Source organism: Pseudomonas ulcerans (genome assembly GCF_036324125.1).
GTDB classification, from domain to species: Bacteria; Pseudomonadota; Gammaproteobacteria; order Pseudomonadales; family Pseudomonadaceae; genus Aquipseudomonas; species Aquipseudomonas ulcerans.
Genome location: NZ_JAZDQN010000053.1, coordinates 1 through 16242, shown reverse-complemented (window position 1 = coordinate 16242; position 16242 = coordinate 1). Strand labels below are relative to the sequence as shown.

Sequence of the window (16242 nt, the reverse complement as noted above, 5' to 3'; positions counted from 1 at the left end):
GAGGCTGTGACAGCGTGACTGCATTGCGCGCAAATAAACGCCGGGTGCTGCCATGCAGCCCCGAGTGTCGCTACACCCTGCCCTTCCACGGCACCAGGCGGCGCTCCAGGGCGCGCATGCCGAAGTCGAACGCCAGCGCCAGCACGCCGATCACCAGGATGCCCATGATCACCACCTCGGTGACCATGAACTTGGACGCGCTGAGCACCATGAAACCGAGGCCGGCAGTGGCCGCGACCATCTCGGCGGCGACCAGCGTGGTCCAGCCGAAGCCGATGGCGATGCGCATGCCGGTGAGCATTTCCGGCAGCGCCGCCGGCATGATCACATGGCGCAGCACCTGGCCACGACTGGCGCCCATGGAGTAGGCCGCGTGGATCTGCTCGATGGCCACCGAGCGCACGCCGGCGCGGGCACTCAGCGCCAGCGGGGCGAACATCGCCAGGTAGATCAGCAGCACCTTGGAGCCTTCGCCGATGCCCATCCAGATCACCACCAGCGGCAGGTACGCCAGCGGCGGCAACGGGCGGTAGAACTCCACCAGCGGGTCGAAGATGCCCCGGGCCACGCGGTTCACCCCCATGAGGATGCCCAGCGGGATGGCGGTCAGCACGGCCAGGGCGAAGGCGCTGAACACCCGCAGGGCACTCCAGCCGACATGGGTCAGCAGCGAGGCATCGGCGAAGCCGTCGCGGGACACCTCGACGACCTGCGCCCACACCGCCTGCGGCGTCGGCAGGAACAGCGGCTTGACCCAGCCCAGGTTGGTCGCGGCGAACCACAGGGCGAGAAAGGCCGCCACCGTGACGCAACTGAGCAGCAGGCTGGAGCCATTGCCCGGTGCGCCATATTGCTCGCCCGGTCGCGCCGACGGGCCGCGCCGCAGCGCCTGCAGGGTGCGCTGCACCGCCTTGTGTTGCCGGCTGTCGAACATGCTCATGCCGCCTCCTCGTCGCCGTGGATGATGCTCAGGACCTGCTCGCGCAGGGCGATGAAATCCGGCATGGACTTGACCTGCCGGGCGTTGCGGCACTCCAGGAAACGCTTGCCGAAGTCCAGCTGGAACTCGTGGGTGATGCGCCCGGGCCGGGGCGACATGATGATCAGCCGCGTGCCCATGAACAGCGCCTCCTCCACGTCGTGGGTGATGAAGAACATCATCTTGCCGGTGCTCTGCCAGATCTCCAGCAGCAGTTCCTGCAGGCGTTCGCGGGTCAGCGCGTCGAGGGCACCGAGGGGCTCGTCGAGCAGCAGCATGTGCGGGTCGTTGGTCAGCGCGCGGGCGATGCCGACCCGCTGCTGCATGCCGCCGGACAGCTGGTAGATGGCGTGATGGCGGAACTCCGCAAGGCCGGTGAGGCCGAGAAAATGCATCGCCCGTTCCTCCCGCTCGCGCTGGCCAACACCGCGCAGCTTGAGGCCCAGGGCGACATTGTCGATGACGTTGAGCCAGGGCATCAGCGCGTGTTTCTGGAACACCACGCCGCGCTCGGCACCGGGACCGCTGATCTGGTCGCGCAGTTGCGCGCCCGGCTCGATGCGCTGCGGCACCTGGCCGTGGAAGTCGCCGAGGGTCAGCACTCCGCTGCTGGGCCGAATGAACCCGGCCATCAGGTTGAGCAAGGTGGTCTTGCCGCAGCCGGAGGCGCCGAGGGCCATGACGAAATCGCCCGGCTCGATGCTGAGGTTGACGCCGGACAGCGCGGTCACTGGCTGACCGCCCTGCTGGCTCGGATAGACCACCGACACGTCGTGGATTTTCAGGCTATGGCTCATGACAACTCCCAGGAAAATAACCGCAACCGCCGCCATCCAGGCCGGCGGCCCGGACGATCACTTCGCCGCTTCGACGAAGCTGGCGTTGATGGCAACGCTGTAGTCGGGCAATACCGCCGGAACCTTCTTCTGTTCCTTGAGGAACTCGGCGGTCGCCGCCAGCGCCTTGGCCGCACCACCGTCCTTGCCGCCACCCAGCCAGGTGACGCTGGCCTGGTCGGCGGCCAGCGGGAATTCGTACAGGGCCAGCACCGGCGGCACTTCCTCGGCCTTGCCGCCGGAAAGCCGCGCGACATTGGCCACCTTGGGCGAGGCGACGTCCCAGGTGGCAGGCGCGTTGACGTAGTCGGCGGTGCTGCGTTGCAGGACCTGGGTGAAGGCGGTCATGCCCTCCTTGTGCTTGGCGGCGAAGTTCTTGTCGGCCACCAGGGCCTCGAAGGTCGCCTTGCCCCAACTGCTCAGGGTCCCGGAACTGATCAGCACCTTGCCGCTCTGCTTGAGCTTGCCCAGCGCCGGGTCCCAGATGAACGCCGCGTCGATGTCGCCGCGCTCCCAGGCAGCCGGAATGTCCGAGGGTTGCAGGTTGATCACCTTGACCTTGCCGACCAGGTCGAACTGTTCCAGGGCGAACAGGGTGTGGAAGTGCGTGGTCGAGACGAAGGGCACGGCCAGGGTCTTGCCGGCCAGGTCCCGGGGCGCCTCGATGCCGCTGCCGTTGCGGACCACCAGGGCTTCGGCATTGGCGATGTTGTCGAGGACCCAGAACACCTCGATCCCCACCCCGCGGCTGACCGCCGAGGCGATCGGGCTGCTGCCAGCGACACCGATCTGCACGTCGCCGGAGGCCATGGCCATCATGACGTCACCGCCGCTGTCGAAGTTGCGCCACTGGATATCCCAGCCGGTGGCTTTTTCGAATGCCTTCTCGGCGATCGCGTTCTTCCAGGGGGCATACATGCTCTGGATACCGATGGTCACGGTTTCCGCGTGGGCCACAGTGGCCAGGCCAAACGACAGGGCGACGACGGGTGCCAACAGCAGGCGGCGGGCGTTCTTCAACATGGCGGGTCTCCGAGGGTTTGCGGGTGCCATGCGATCTTAGTGCCGGCCCGGACCTTGCTTTAGATCCAGAGGCGGGGAAGCGTGGGGCCAGACGGCAGCGGCACCTACAGCATCAATCTGCCTGCCCGCCCCCTCCGCTCATTCACAGTGCAACCTCACCGGAAACCGCCCCATGCTGGAACGTTACTTCCGTCCCTTCGAAGCCGGCCGCAGCCTCCAGGAACAACTGCGGGAGAACCTGCTGCAGGCCATCCTCGACGGCGCCCTGCCGCCCGGCGACGCGCTGCCGTCGTCGCGCGAGCTGAGCCGCTTGCTCAAGGTGTCACGCAACACCGTGGTGCTGGTCTACGAAAAACTGGTGCAGGACAGCTTCCTGATTCCCGCCGAGCGACGCGGCTACTTCATCAACGAGAAGTTTCTCCGCCAACAGCTCAACATCGCCCTGCCCGTCCATCCGCAGCGCCTGTTCCAGCGACCGGACCACGCCCCGGACTGGGACGCGCGCCTGCAACTGCAGCCCTCGGCCCTGCGTGCCATCGTCAAGCCGCGCAACTGGCGCGAGTATCGCTACCCCTTCATCTATGGCCAGGTCGAGCACGACGAACAGACCACCGCGCGCTGGCGCGACTGCGCGCGCATCGCCGCCAGCGGCGCCCATGTGCGCAGTTGGGTCGACGACCAGGTGATGCTCGACGATCCGCTGCTGGTGGAGCAGATCCTCCAGCGCGTGCTGCCGCGCCGCGGCATCAAGGCCGGCGCCGAGCAGGTGCTGGTCACCGTCGGCACCCAGAGTTCGCTGTATATGCTCGGTTGCCTGCTCGGTCGCGAAGGCCAGGTGGTGGGCCTGGAGAATCCCGGCTACGTCGACGCGCGCAATATCCTCCTGCTGGCCGGCTGCGTGCCGCGCCCGCTGCGCATCGATCGCCAGGGCCTGGTGGTGGACGAGCAGTTGCAGGGCTGCGAGATGATCTTCTGCACCCCCAGCCACCAGTCGCCGACCGGGGTGACCATGCCCGTCTACCGGCGCATGGCCTTGCTGGAGCGGGCGCGGGAGGATGACTTCCTGGTGATCGAGGACGACTACGACAGCGAGCACAACCACCTGGGCGGCAACCACCCGGCACTGAAGAGCTTCGACGAGAGTGGCCGGGTCATCTACCTGGGGAGCCTGACCAAGGGCCTGCTGCCGGGCATCCGCCTCGGCTTCATCGTCGCCGCGCCGGAGCTGATCCACGAACTGCGCGCCCTGCGCCGCTACCAGTACCGCCATCCGCCGGCCAACAACCAGCGCATCCTCGCCCTGTTCCTCGCCCTGGGTCACTACGACGCCCACCTGCGGCGCCTGCGCGACAGCCTGTCGCGCAAGTGGACACGCATCAGCCAGGCCCTCGCCGAGCACCTGCCGGAGTGCCACACCGGCGGCATGAGTGGCGGTTCCGCGCTATGGATCGAGGGGCCACCGGGTTTCGATGCCTGGCAGTTGCAACGCCTGGCGGCCAGGCGTGGCGTGCTGATCGAGCCGGGCGACATCCATTTCCTCGACGCCGAACGGCCGCAGCGTTTCTTCCGTCTCGGCTACGGCGCCATCGCCGAGGCGCAGATCGAACCGGGCATCCTCGCCCTCGCCGCCGCCTGGGCAGAAATGCGCCAGCTGGCCCTGGCACCATAACGGAGTGGGTCTGGCCCTAAGCGCGGGGGACAGGGGCGAATAGAGTGGCGGCACTTGCCACCTGGAGCCGCCCGTGATCAGCGAACCCGCCCCTCTTTTCAGCCACCTGTGCGTGTTCATCGCCGCCATCGTGCGCGGGTTGACCGGCTTCGGTTTCGCCGCCGTGGCGGTGGTCGGGCTGGCCCTGTCGATGCCGCTGGCCGATGCGGTACCGCTGATCCTCTGCCTGGAGATCGCCAGCAGCGCGGTGCTGCTGCGCAACGCCTGGCGCGAGGCCGATCAGCAACTGCTGCGGCGCCTGTTGCTGGCGGCCCTGCTGGGGGTGCCCTGCGGCGTGCTGCTGCTCGGTGGCAGCGATCCGCACTGGCTGACACTCGCGGTCTATCTGCTGGTGGGCGGCCTGGCCCTGTTTGGCCTGGCACGCATTCCCCTGCCCCTCGGTCGCGGGCCGATGGCCCTGGGCGTGGTCGGTGGCGTCAGTGGCGCGCTGATCGCGGCCTTTTCCATCGGCGGCCCGTTGCTGGTGGCCTGCCTCAGCCAACTGCGCCTGAGCCCGGCAGCGCTGCGGGCGACGCTGATCCTGTTCTTCTGCGCGGTCGATATCGCCGCCCTCGCCGGCCTGGCCCTGCACGGCGGCGTCAGCCCCGCCACCGCGCTGCAGGCACTGGCCCTGCTGCCGGCCCTGGGCCTGGGCCTGCTGCTCGGCCAGCGCCTGTTTCGCCATATCACCCCACGCAATGCCGCCCTGGGCACCCAGTGGCTGCTGCTGACACTCGCTTGCCTCGGCCTGCTCGGCTGGTGGCAACACTGACCCTCGCGCCCCAGGAGTCTTTTCATGCAACCCACCGTATTCATCACCGGCGCCACCTCCGGTTTCGGCGAGGCCTGCGCCCGGCGCTTCGCGACGGCAGGCTGGTCGCTGATCATCAGCGGTCGCCGCAGCGAACGCCTGCAGGCCCTGGCCGACGAGCTTGCGGCGCAGACCGACGTCCTGCCACTGGTACTCGACGTGCGTGACCGCAGCGCCATGGAGACGGCGATCGCCAACCTGCCGCCACGCTTCGCCAGCCTGCGCGCCCTGGTCAACAACGCCGGCCTGGCGCTGGGCAGCGACCCGGCGCAGGACTGCGACCTCGATCACTGGGAAACCATGGTCGACACCAATATCAAGGGCCTGCTCTACGCCACCCGCCTGCTCCTGCCGCGCCTGATCGCCCACGGTGCCGGCGCCGGCATCGTCAACCTCGGCTCCATCGCCGGTAACTGGCCCTACCCCGGCAGCCACGTGTACGGCGCCAGCAAGGCCTTCGTCCGGCAGTTCTCGCTGAACCTGCGCTGCGACCTGCAAGGCACCGGCGTACGCGTCACCAACCTGGAGCCGGGACTGTGCGAAAGCGAGTTCTCGTTGGTCCGCTTCGCCGGCGACCAGGCGCGCTACGACGCGATCTACGAGGGCGCCAACGCCATACAGCCGGCGGACATCGCCGAGACCATCCTGTGGATCCTGCAACAGCCAGCGCACCTCAACATCAACAGCCTGGAACTGATGCCGGTCAGCCAGGCCTGGAACAACTTCGCCATCCACCGCGCCTGAGCGCCATCGCCACGAAGGAAGCCCGAACATGAACGACATGACCCAAGGCGCCATCCTGCAAGACCTCGACCGCCGCCACGTCTGGCACCACCTGACCCAGCACCAGGCCTTCGACAACGCCGCACCGCCGATGATGGTGCGTGGCGAGGGCCTGCATGTCTGGGATATCCACGGCAAACAGTTTCTCGATGCCACCTCGGGTGGGGTCTGGTGCGTCAACGTCGGCTACGGACGCAGCAGCATCGCCGATGCGGTGCGTGAGCAACTGGTGCAGCTCAACTATTTCGCCGGCAGTGCCGGCACTCCGGTCGCGGCGCGCTTCGCCGAAGCACTGATCGCGAAGATGCCGGGCATGAGCCGGGTGTACTTCTCCAACTCCGGCTCCGAGGCCAATGAAAAGGCCTACAAGATGGTGCGGCAGATCGCTCACCGCAAATACGGCGGCAAGAAGTCCAAGATCCTCTTCCGCGAGCGCGACTACCACGGCACCACCATCACCTGCCTCAGCTCCACCGGCCAGGAAGAGCGACGCATGCAGTACGGCCCGTTCACCCCGGGCTTCGTCGAGTTTCCCCATTGCTGCGAGTACCGCAGCCAGTTCGGCGCCGTGGACAACTACGGCGAACTGGCGGCCCGGGCCATGGAAGCGGTGATCCTGCGGGAAGGGCCGGACACCATCGGCGCGGTCGTACTGGAGCCGATTACCGCCGGCGGTGGCGTCATCACCCCACCGGAGGGTTACTTCCAGGCTATCCAGGCCATCTGCCGTAAGTACGACATCCTCATTCATATCGACGAGGTGGTCTGCGGCCTGGGCCGCACCGGCACCTGGTTCGCCTACCAGCACTACGGTATCCAGCCCGATATCGTGACCATGGCCAAGGGCGTCGCCTCAGGCTACGCAGCAATCTCCTGCACCGTCACCACCGAAGCGGTGTTCGAGCTGTTCCGCGGGGAAGCCGATGACCGCGCCGCCTACTTCCGCGACATCAGCACCTTCGGCGGTTGCACCGCAGGGCCGGCCGCGGCGCTGGAGAACCTGCGCATCATCGAGGACGAGGGCCTGCTGGAAAATGCCACGCAGATGGGCGAGTACCTCATGGCCGGCCTGCTGGCCTTGAAGGAGCGCCATGCGCTGATCGGCGACGTACGCGGCAAGGGCCTGTTCCTCGGCCTGGAACTGGTCAGCGACCGTATGACCCGTGAGCCGGTGCCGGAGCGGATCGCCATGGGCATCGTCGGCGCCTGCATGGCCAAGGGGCTGATCATCGGCCGCACCAATCGCTCCTTCACCGACTACAACAATACCCTGTGCCTGAGCCCGGCCCTGACCCTCAGCCAGGAGCAGGCAGACGAGATCCTCGGCATTCTCGACGACGTGTTCAGTGAATACACCGCCTGACGCACTGCCGCCCGCCACCACGACGAAAGCCCCGGAATAACCGGGGCTTTCCTTGTACCGCGTGATTCAGCCATTGCCTCGGTCATAGGGGCGACCATAGAATGCAACCCATTCTCAAATGGCCATTTGCTTATCCCGGTACCATGCCCTCACGAACGGACCACGCCCCCGTGCAACAGCTCTACCGCAGCCATCACGCCTGGCTGCTCGGCTGGCTGCAGCGCCGCGTGCAGAACCGTTGCGATGCCGCCGACCTGAGCCAGGACACCTTCGTCCGCCTGCTGACCTCGCCCCGGCCCGACATGACGTTGCGTGAGCCGCGAGCCTACCTGGCAACCATCGCCCGGCGCCTGCTGGCCAACCTGTATCGCCGCCGTTCGCTGGAGCACGCGTACCTCGAAGCGCTGGCCGCCCTGCCGGAAGACGAGGCGCCCAGTGCCGAGCACCAGGCGGCGATCCTCGAAGCGCTGAACGCCGTGGAGCAGGTCCTCGCGCGCTTGCCAGCGAAGGCGCGGCGGGCATTCCTGCTGGCGCAGATCGAGGGCCTTACCCAGGAAGAAATCGCCGCGACCATGGCGGTCAGCGTGCGCTCGGTGCAGCGCTGGCTGGTGCAGGCCTATGAGGAATGCATCGTGCTGGCCGCGGAGGACTGGTCGTGAGTGCGATCGAGCGCGAGGTCGCCCATCAGGCCGCACGCTGGTTTCTGCGCCTGCAGGCCGCCGATGCCAGCGAGCAGGAACGCCAGGCCTGTGCCGACTGGCGTGCCGCCGATACCGAGCATGAACGGGCCTGGCAACTGGCCACGCGCTTCAGTGCCCAGGTGCAGGCGATCCCGCCGGCGATCGGCCGCGCGACCCTGCAACGCCCGAGCACACTGAACCGCCGCGGCGCGCTCAAGGCCCTGACCTCGCTGGTGGTGCTGGGCTCGCTGGGGCTGACGTTGTCGCGAACCGGCACCCTGGACACCCTGGTGGCGGATGAAAGCACCGCCGTCGGCGAACAGCGCCGCATCACCCTGGCCGACGGCAGCGAACTGCACCTGGATACCGACACTGCCGTGGATATCCGCTACAGCGCCGGCGCCCGCACCCTGGTGCTGCGCCGTGGCGAAGTGTTCGTGCGCACGGCGGCGGATCCTCGGCCGTTTCTCCTGCAGACCGCTCGCGGCGCGTTCCAGCCGCTGGGCACGCGCTTTGCCGTGCGCCAGCAGGACGAGCACGATCTGTTGCGAGTGCTCGAAGGCGCGGTCATGGCCACGCCCCGCGACGCGACGCAGGCCGAACTGCGCGTCGGCGCCGGTGAACAGGCGCTGCTCACCGCGCGCCAGGTGAGCCTGTTGCCGCAGGCCGTCAGCCGCATCGACTGGATCGACGGTGTGCTGCGGGTGGAGCGCATGCGCCTGGCAGACTTCATCGCTGAACTGGGGCGCTACCGTCACGGCTGGATTCGTTGTGCGCCAGAGGTGGCCGAGCTTCGCGTGTCCGGCGCTTACCAACTGGCCGATACCGATGCCGCACTGCGGGCGCTGACCCTGGCCTTCCCCGTGCGCGTACGCCAGCTGACGCGCTATTGGGTGAGCCTCGACGCCGCCTGAAAAAATCGTGTCGGGTTTTTCCGGAGCTGCGTGTCCTCTCCCTGAAACCGTCCATTCCCGCGTTCAGGAAGCCCCCATGCGCAAGTCCAGCCCCACCCTCTCACCCTTCCGCCTCGCCCTGCTCGCCCGGGCCATCGGCGCACCGCTGCTGGCCGGCGGCAGCCTGCTCGCCGCGCCGCTGGCGGTGGCCGAAGACACGCAGCGCTATGCCATTCCAGCCGGGCCATTGAGCGAGACCCTGGCCAGCTTCGCCGCCCGCGCGGGGGTCAACCTGCCCATCGACCCGGCCATGCTCGGCGACCTGCGCAGCCCCGGGCTGCAAGGCGACTGGAGCATCCGCCAGGGCTTCGAGCAACTGCTGCGCGGCACCGGCCTGGACGCGCTGCCAAAGGCCGGCAATACCTACGTCCTGCGTCCACGTCCGACCTCGTCGGCACTCCAGCTCGACGCCACCACCGTCAGCGGCCTGCATGGCGAGCGCCGCTCGGCCATCGGCGTGCTGCAGGGCTACAAGGCGTCGCAGAGTAGCGTCGGGACCAAGACCGACGCTGCCCTGCGCGATATCCCACAGTCGATTCAGGTCGTGCCGCGTCAGGTCCTGGAGGACCAGCAGGCCAACAGCATGGCCGATGCCCTGAGCAACGTCAGCAGCATCCAGCGCGGCAACACCCATGGCGGCAGCGTCGAGAGCTTTATCGTGCGCGGCTTCCAGGGCACCACCTACGCCATCGACGGCATCCTCACCAACTCGCTGGCGGTGCGCCCGGAGATCCTCACCGACCTGGTCAATGTCGAGCGGATCGAAGTGCTCAAGGGGCCGGCCTCGGTGCTGTATGGCCGGGGCAACCCGGGCGGCCTGATCAATATCGTCACGCGCCGGCCGACGCTGGTGCCGGAAGCCCAGGTGAAGCTGCAGGCAGGATCGTTCGACTACCAGCGCGGCCAGGCTTGGCTTGGCGGGCCGTTGTCCGCCGAGCACGGTCTGGCAGGCAGCCTGGCCATGGCCTACCAGACCGAAGGCAGTTTCCGCGACCACTTCCGCGACAGTCATCGGCGCCACTTTGCCCCGTCGCTGTCCTGGACACCGGACGATGCCACGCGCCTGGACATGGGCCTGGAATACACCGAGACCGATGCGCCCTACGACCGTGGGCTGCAGGTGATCGGTAACCGGGTCGACTCGCGGCACAAAGTATTTCTCGAAGAGCCCTGGTCCCACAGCAACAGTGACAAGAGTGCCGCCTGGTTGCGCCTGGAGCACGACCTGAACGATTGGCTGACCTTGCGCCAGGTCACCCGCTGGGACCATTCCAACAAGACCATGCTGAATATCTCCCAGCGCACCCTGCAGGCCGACGGGCGCACCCTGGTGCGACGCGCCACCGACTTCGACGAAAGTGCCTACTCCCTGAGCGCCCAGTTCGAAGCTGTCGCCCGCTTTGCCACCGGCGGGTTGCACCATCAGTTGCTGGGGGGTGTCGAGAACGTGAAAGGACGTCGCGCGGTGACCATGCTCCGCGCCAACGTGGCCTCCATCGACATCTGGAACCCGGTGTACGGCGCACAGCCGGGGCCGTTCAGCTTTGGCGAAGACTCGCGTTTCAACCAGGAAAGCTACGGCGTCTATCTGCAGGATCAGATTGATCTGACGGAGCAGTGGAAACTGCTCCTGGGCGTGCGCTGGGACCAGGTCACCCAGCGCAACCGCAACTACACCGCAAGCGGTAGCTACAGCGACATTCACATCGATCCGTCCGACACCTCGCCACGGGCCGGCATCGTCTACCAACCGACCGAGCGCCTGGCCCTGTATGCCAGCTACAGCACCTCGTTCGCGCCGCAGAACCGCCTGACCCGCGATGGCAGCGTGCTTGATCCGGAAACCGGCGAGCAGTACGAGATCGGCGCCAAGTACGAGCTGATCCCCGAGCGCCTGGCGGCCACCCTTTCTGCCTTCGAGATCCGCCGGGAAAACCTGTCCGCCACCGATCCGCTGGACAGCAGCTATTCGATCCAGACCGGTGAACAGCGGGTGCGCGGGGTGGAGCTGGATGTCAGCGGCGAGCTGCGCGAGGGCTGGAACGTGATCGGCAATATTGCCGTGCTGGATGCCAGGCTGGTGAAGGATACCCGGCTGGAGGAAGGCAACCGGCTGGAGGGCGTGCCGGTGGTGAGTGGTTCGCTGTGGTCGACCTATCAGTTGCAGGATGGAGCGCTGCGCGGGCTGGGTGCGGGGGCCGGGGTGTACTTCGCCGGCAAGCGCTATGGCGACCTGGCCAACAGCTACAGTGCCAGTGGCTATGGGCGGCTGGACATCAGCCTGTTCTATGACATCAGCGAGCATCTGCGGGTGTCGCTGAATGCGCGCAATGTGACGGATCGGGACTACATCGAGACCATCGCCAGTTCGGGGAACTACGCGGGGAAACCGGCTTCGCTGGTGGCTTCGGTGAGTGCGGGATTCTGAGATCGGCTTGGGCAGGAGCTGGCTTGCCAGCCCCTGCCAGACAACGCTGGCTGAATCAGAAATCGACGGTAGCCGAGACCTTGAGCGTCCGCGGCTCACCCTGGGTCAGGTAGTTGTTCGCCGTCGAGGCCGAGGCCCAGTACGCCTTGTTCGCCACGTTCTCGACATTGGCGCGCAGGGTGATGTACTTGTCGTCGGCCTTGAAGCCATAGCGGGCGCCGAGGTCGACGCGGGTCCAGGCGGGGATGTTCAGGGTGTTGGCGGCATTCACGTACTCACCGCCAGTGCGCAGCATGCGCGCGCTGAGCGCCGCGCCCTCGATGCCCGGGACATCCCACTCGCCGCCCAGGTTGAACTGGAAACGCGGCACGCCGGCTGCGCGGTTGCCATCGGTGGCGCCGTTGGCGGTGTTCTTCTGCTCGGTGTCCATCCAGGTTGCACCGGCCAGCACCCGCAAGCCGTCGAGCGGCTCGCCGAAGACGTTCAGCTCCACCCCCTTGTTGATCTGCTCGCCATCGACATTGAAGGTGCCGAGGACCACGCCGGGGGTGTAGCTGGTGGAGTTGTTCGGCTGCTCGATGCGATAGACCCCGAGGGTCGCACCGAAGCTGTTCCAGTCCAGCTTGACCCCGGCCTCGGTCTGCTTGCTGCGCTTGGGCGCGAAGACTTCACCGGGGTTGGTCACGCCATTGAGCGGCGCGGTCGGGCCCTGGGCCAGGCCTTCAATGCGGTTGGCGTAGAACGACACGTGCGCCCACGGCTTGATCACCAGGCCGTAGACCGGCGTGGTGATGGACTCGTCGTAGTTGCCAGTGCGCGCACCGCTGGTGGTGTTCCAGGCATCCACCTCGATGGTCTGGCGCCGGACGCCAAGAGTCAGCAGGACGCGGTCGTCGATGAAGCCGAGGGTGTCGGATAGCGCGACACTCTTGATGCGATTCTTGCCGACGATGCGCGGGTCGTGGATATCGCTGCCGAAATAGGTATTGGTCGGGCGTGGCACCTGGATCGGATCGTACAGGTTGCCTACCGGGCGATTGGCGACCAGGATCGCCTCGAACGCCGAACGCTGCTCGCCCCACATGCCGGAAAGACCCACGTTCATCTGGTGGGTCACCGCGCCCGTGTCGAAACGACCGTTCAGGCCGGCCACGGCGCTCTTGTTGTCCTCATCGTGGGGCGGGTAGAGAAAACCGGTACGGCCGCTGCCGTCATTGCCTACATAGAGCGAGGAATACACACCGTTCTCGCGGGTGTGCTTGGCACCGGCGCCGGCATAGAGGGTCCAGTAGTCGTTCAGGTCGTACTCGCCATTGACCATGCCATAGGTATCCTCCAGCTCCGACCAGCTCCAGTCCTGGGCGTAGTTGTCCTTTGCCGACGGTGCCTTGGGGACCTTGGTGCCGTTGGGGTAGACCACCGAGCGACCGTTGTCGATGCGCTGCTTCTGGTAGCCGAAGTCGGTGGACAGGCGCAGGCGCTCGCCGCGGTAATCGAGGCCGACGGCAATCAGCGAGGTGCGCTTGTTCTCGTCGTCGATGGCGGTATCGCCGCCGCGCTGGGCCAGGTTGATACGCGCGCCGAAACGGTTGTCCTCGCCGAAGCGCTGGCCGAGGTCGAGGTGGCCACCGACCTGGGTGTCGCTGGTGTAATCCAGGGTGACGCTACGGGTCGGGGTGTCCTCGGCGCGCTTGGGCACCAGGTTGACGCTACCGCCAATGCCGCTGCCCTGGGGTGCGACACCGTTGAGGAAGGCGTTGGGCCCCTTGAACAGCTCGACCCGCTCCACCGCCTCGGTGTTGACGATCTGCCGCGGCAGGATGCCGTACAGGCCGTTGAAGGCCAGGTCATCGCTCTGCAAGGGCAGGCCGCGGATGGTGAAGACCTGGGAGAAGTTGCCAAAACCCGCCGACTGGCGCACGGCGGCGTCGTTCAGCAGCACATCGCCGACGGTGCGGGCCTGCTGGTCGGCGATGGCTTTCGAGGTGTAGCTGACGACGCTGAAGGGTACGTCGTTGATCGAGCGGTTGCCCAGCACGCCGAGACGTGCAGTGCGAGCAACCTGGCCACCGCCATAGGTATCGCCGGAGGCGCCGATGGTGCTCGCATCGATATTGGTGGCACCGAGTTCCAGGGCATTGCCGCTGGCCGCCGGGGCCAGGGTGTAGCCATTGCCGCCGGCGCTCTGCAGGGTGTAGCCGCTGCCCTGGAGCAGGACGGCGAAACCGCTCTGCGTCGTGTAGCTGCCGTGCAGTCCCGGGCTACGCCGATCGTTGAGCAACTTGGCATTGAACGACAGCGGTACGCCGGACAAGGCGGCGAACTGCGCCAGGACATCGCCCAGCGGGCCGGGGGCGATGTCGTAGCCGCGGGTAGCACTGTCGTGCACCGCATCGGCGGCCAGGGCCGTGTGCATCGGTAACGATACCGCCAGGGCGACGGCCAGGCTCAGCGCCTGCATGGCAAGGCGTGGAGGGCTGATTCGGGAAACGGACTGCAACGGACTGGACGTCATTCGTGGCTCCTGTCGGCGTGGAGAAAAGTGAGGATTCACTTCCTCACCGCAGGAGATCGAAAAAGGTATCAGGGAAATCGCGAATTTCTTGCGGGTCAGCGCGGCTCGATGGCAACCCAGTAGCGGGTCAGGCTACTGATGCGGATCGGCAGAGTGTCCTGCAGCAGGCGCAGGCTGGCGTCGGTGTCCTTCAAGGGAAACGCGCCGGACACCCTCAGGCCCGCGATCGCGTCGTGGCAGCGCAACACGCCGGGGCGGTAGCGGCCGAGTTCGTCCAGCAAGTCGGCCAGGCGCATCTGCCGCGCAACCAGCATGCCGTGCTCCCAGGTCAGCGCCGCACTGTCCAACGGTTGTACCGGAGCGATGAGGTCACTGCCGAAGGCGCTTTGCTCGCCCGCCTTGAGGATCAGGCCGGGACCGCCGTGGAGCGGCAGCATTTCCACAGAACCTTCGGTCACCGCCACCTGGCTGCGCTGCTCGCCGACCCGGACGCTGAAACGGGTGCCCAGGGCACGGGCGGTACCGTGGCGGGTCTCGACGATGAACGAGCGGGCCGGGTCCTTGGCGGTGCTGATCAGCACTTCGCCTTCAAGCAATCTGATCCGCCGCTCCTGGGTATTGAACGCGATGTCGAGGGCACTGCCCGTGTTGATCAGCAACCGGGTGCCATCGGGCAAGGTGAGGCTCTTCTGCTCGCCGATGGCGGTGCGCTGGTCGGCGCTCCACTGCTGCCAGGGCAACTCGCGGGAGGCCATCCACAGTGCCGGACCGGCCAGGAGGAAGAGGCCGAGGCGATGCAGTGCCTGGCGCCGGCCGAGGCGCTTGCTGCGGTCAAGCCGCTGGAAGGTGTCGCTGGCCAGGTTGCCAGGCACGGCGCGCAGGTCACCCAGCAGGGCTTCGGCGCGCTGCCAGGCCTGGGCATGCTGCGGGCTGCGGTTGCGCCAGAGCTGGATGGCGCGCTGGTCGGCCTCGGTGGCTGCGCCGGATTGCAGTTGCACCAGCCAGTCGGCGGCTTCGCCGAGGATCAGCGGGTCGATCTGCGAATTCATCAGGCCACGCTCAGGCAGGCGAGGAAGGCCTCGCGCATGTCGCGCTTGACGGTGATAAGCGAGACCTCCAGTTGCTCGGCGATCTGCGGGTAGGTCAGGCCATCGATCTGCGAGAGCAGGAAAGTCTGGCGCACCCGGGTTGGCATTTCGCGGAGCATGGCGTCGATACGGTACAAGGCTTCGAGGATCAGCCAGCGGGTTTCCGGCGAGGGGACTTCCGGCTCCGGCAGGTGGGCGATGCTTTCCAGATAAGCACGTTCCACATCCTGGCGGCGCCAACGGTCGACCACCAGGCCTTTGGCGATATGCGTCAGCAGTGCGCGGGGTTCGCTGCCGAAACTGCGGGCCGGCTTGCTCAACAGGCGGATGAAGGTGTCGTGGGCCAGGTCCGCGGCATCGTGGGCGTTGCCCAGCTTGCGATTGAGCCAGCCGTGCAACCAGCCATGGTGCTCGCAGTAGAGGGATTCTATATGCAGATGAGGTGCGCGATCGGTCGGCGACATAGGGACCACTGGACACCGGCCTGGATCGGCTGGATGTAATTAAGAATTGCTATCAATTCTATCTGGGCGTCGTTGCCGATGGCAATTGCAACAAGATAAGTAGTGACCGACGGGACGCGGCCTCTCGTCGCCGAGCTGTGAGAAAATGCGCGGCTTTTTGTTCACCAGTGGAGATTTACAGTTTTGGTAATGCATTACTCATCGAACGGCGACAGCGTCGCCTGTGGTCGCTTCGGCAACAACCTGAGCACTTCCGCGGTAGAAGCCGAAGTGGATTGCAAGTCCTGCCAACGGTCGCTGGCCAAGGTCGAAACCGCGCCGGTGAAGAAGGCGCCGTCGCTGGCAGAACTGCGCAAGCAGCGCCAGGCGAGCCAGGTTAAGGCCGTGCCGTTCTGCTTCAAGGCCAGCTGGCGCGTGCGCCTGGCGGGTCGACCTGATCGCTGCCGCCTGCCGCGGGGCGTTGCACCCCAGGCCTTCGTGTAAGTCTGTTCGCGGGGCTCTGCTCCGCGATTTCTTCTCGATTTTTTTCCCGAAAAAGACAAAACCCCTACCTGCTTAAGCAGATAGGGGTTTCGGAATTTAATCTTGACGATGACCTACTCTCACATGGA

Annotated in this window: 14 protein-coding genes; 8 read left to right on the top strand and 6 right to left on the bottom strand. The window is 66.6% G+C overall.

What is annotated here, in order from left to right:
* Positions 1-70 precede the first annotated feature (70 nt).
* From V0R59_RS28360 to tauA, 3 genes are read right to left on the bottom strand one after another with little or no spacing between them, the layout of a single operon-like run.
* Positions 71-940, bottom strand: a complete 870-nt coding sequence (locus tag V0R59_RS28360) for an ABC transporter permease subunit (protein WP_330075235.1) — start codon at positions 938-940, stop codon at positions 71-73.
* Positions 937-1776 (bottom strand): taurine ABC transporter ATP-binding protein, encoded by an 840-nt coding sequence (locus V0R59_RS28355; RefSeq protein WP_330075234.1) that lies wholly within the window; start codon positions 1774-1776, stop codon positions 937-939. Before V0R59_RS28355 ends, V0R59_RS28360 begins: the two co-directional genes overlap by 4 nt.
* A gap of 57 nt (positions 1777-1833) precedes the next feature.
* Positions 1834-2838 (bottom strand): taurine ABC transporter substrate-binding protein, encoded by a 1005-nt coding sequence (gene tauA, locus V0R59_RS28350; RefSeq protein WP_330075233.1) that lies wholly within the window; start codon positions 2836-2838, stop codon positions 1834-1836.
* A 172-nt stretch (positions 2839-3010) separates the two neighbouring features.
* Here tauA and pdxR point away from each other — a divergent pair, with 172 nt between their 5' ends.
* From pdxR to V0R59_RS28315, 7 genes are all read left to right on the top strand, one after another.
* A complete protein-coding gene (pdxR, locus tag V0R59_RS28345; RefSeq protein WP_330075232.1) occupies positions 3011-4507 on the top strand; it encodes a MocR-like pyridoxine biosynthesis transcription factor PdxR in 1497 nt (498 codons plus the stop codon).
* 73 nt (positions 4508-4580) lie between these two features.
* The gene (locus V0R59_RS28340) at positions 4581-5318 is read left to right on the top strand and encodes a sulfite exporter TauE/SafE family protein (RefSeq protein WP_330075231.1); all 738 of its coding nucleotides are present in this window, start codon (positions 4581-4583) and stop codon (positions 5316-5318) included.
* A gap of 24 nt (positions 5319-5342) precedes the next feature.
* Positions 5343-6101: an SDR family oxidoreductase gene (locus tag V0R59_RS28335; protein WP_330075230.1), complete on the top strand. Its 759-nt coding sequence runs from the start codon at positions 5343-5345 to the stop codon at positions 6099-6101.
* A 28-nt stretch (positions 6102-6129) separates the two neighbouring features.
* On the top strand, positions 6130-7503 hold the full coding sequence (locus V0R59_RS28330; protein WP_330075229.1) for an aminotransferase family protein: 1374 nt from the start codon (positions 6130-6132) through the stop codon (positions 7501-7503).
* 143 nt (positions 7504-7646) lie between these two features.
* Positions 7647-8162, top strand: a complete 516-nt coding sequence (locus V0R59_RS28325; RefSeq protein WP_330075228.1) for a sigma-70 family RNA polymerase sigma factor — start codon at positions 7647-7649, stop codon at positions 8160-8162.
* Positions 8159-9097: a FecR family protein gene (locus V0R59_RS28320; RefSeq protein ID WP_330075227.1), complete on the top strand. Its 939-nt coding sequence runs from the start codon at positions 8159-8161 to the stop codon at positions 9095-9097. The genes V0R59_RS28325 and V0R59_RS28320 overlap by 4 nt, the downstream gene beginning before the upstream one ends.
* A 76-nt stretch (positions 9098-9173) precedes the next feature.
* The gene (locus V0R59_RS28315) at positions 9174-11564 is read left to right on the top strand and encodes a TonB-dependent siderophore receptor (protein ID WP_330075226.1); all 2391 of its coding nucleotides are present in this window, start codon (positions 9174-9176) and stop codon (positions 11562-11564) included.
* 55 nt (positions 11565-11619) lie between these two features.
* On the opposite strand, the gene V0R59_RS28310 is transcribed toward V0R59_RS28315, so the two are convergent.
* From V0R59_RS28310 to V0R59_RS28300, 3 genes are all read right to left on the bottom strand, one after another.
* On the bottom strand, positions 11620-14079 hold the full coding sequence (locus V0R59_RS28310) for a TonB-dependent receptor (RefSeq protein ID WP_330075225.1): 2460 nt from the start codon (positions 14077-14079) through the stop codon (positions 11620-11622).
* Between the two features lie 95 nt (positions 14080-14174).
* Entirely contained in the window at positions 14175-15128 is a 954-nt protein-coding gene (locus tag V0R59_RS28305) for a FecR family protein (protein WP_330075224.1), read from the bottom strand.
* Entirely contained in the window at positions 15128-15631 is a 504-nt protein-coding gene (locus V0R59_RS28300; RefSeq protein WP_330075223.1) for a sigma-70 family RNA polymerase sigma factor, read from the bottom strand. Before V0R59_RS28300 ends, V0R59_RS28305 begins: the two co-directional genes overlap by 1 nt.
* 183 nt (positions 15632-15814) lie before the next feature.
* On the opposite strand from V0R59_RS28300, the gene V0R59_RS28295 reads away from it, so the two are divergent.
* A complete protein-coding gene (locus V0R59_RS28295) occupies positions 15815-16114 on the top strand; it encodes a hypothetical protein (protein WP_330075222.1) in 300 nt (99 codons plus the stop codon).
* Positions 16115-16242: the final 128 nt, after the last annotated feature.

What these genes read in the sequence shown, in the direction of transcription:
- V0R59_RS28360 (WP_330075235.1), bottom strand. Translation starts at nt 940, where the DNA reads ATGAGCATGTTCGACAGCCGGCAACACAAGGCGGTGCAGCGCACCCTG.
- V0R59_RS28355 (WP_330075234.1), bottom strand. Translation starts at nt 1,776, where the DNA reads ATGAGCCATAGCCTGAAAATCCACGACGTGTCGGTGGTCTATCCGAGC.
- tauA (WP_330075233.1), bottom strand. Translation starts at nt 2,838, where the DNA reads ATGTTGAAGAACGCCCGCCGCCTGCTGTTGGCACCCGTCGTCGCCCTG.
- pdxR (WP_330075232.1), top strand. Translation starts at nt 3,011, where the DNA reads ATGCTGGAACGTTACTTCCGTCCCTTCGAAGCCGGCCGCAGCCTCCAG.
- V0R59_RS28335 (WP_330075230.1), top strand. Translation starts at nt 5,343, where the DNA reads ATGCAACCCACCGTATTCATCACCGGCGCCACCTCCGGTTTCGGCGAG.
- V0R59_RS28330 (WP_330075229.1), top strand. Translation starts at nt 6,130, where the DNA reads ATGAACGACATGACCCAAGGCGCCATCCTGCAAGACCTCGACCGCCGC.
- V0R59_RS28325 (WP_330075228.1), top strand. Translation starts at nt 7,647, where the DNA reads ATGCCCTCACGAACGGACCACGCCCCCGTGCAACAGCTCTACCGCAGC.
- V0R59_RS28315 (WP_330075226.1), top strand. Translation starts at nt 9,174, where the DNA reads ATGCGCAAGTCCAGCCCCACCCTCTCACCCTTCCGCCTCGCCCTGCTC.
- V0R59_RS28310 (WP_330075225.1), bottom strand. Translation starts at nt 14,079, where the DNA reads ATGACGTCCAGTCCGTTGCAGTCCGTTTCCCGAATCAGCCCTCCACGC.
- V0R59_RS28305 (WP_330075224.1), bottom strand. Translation starts at nt 15,128, where the DNA reads ATGAATTCGCAGATCGACCCGCTGATCCTCGGCGAAGCCGCCGACTGG.
- V0R59_RS28300 (WP_330075223.1), bottom strand. Translation starts at nt 15,631, where the DNA reads ATGTCGCCGACCGATCGCGCACCTCATCTGCATATAGAATCCCTCTAC.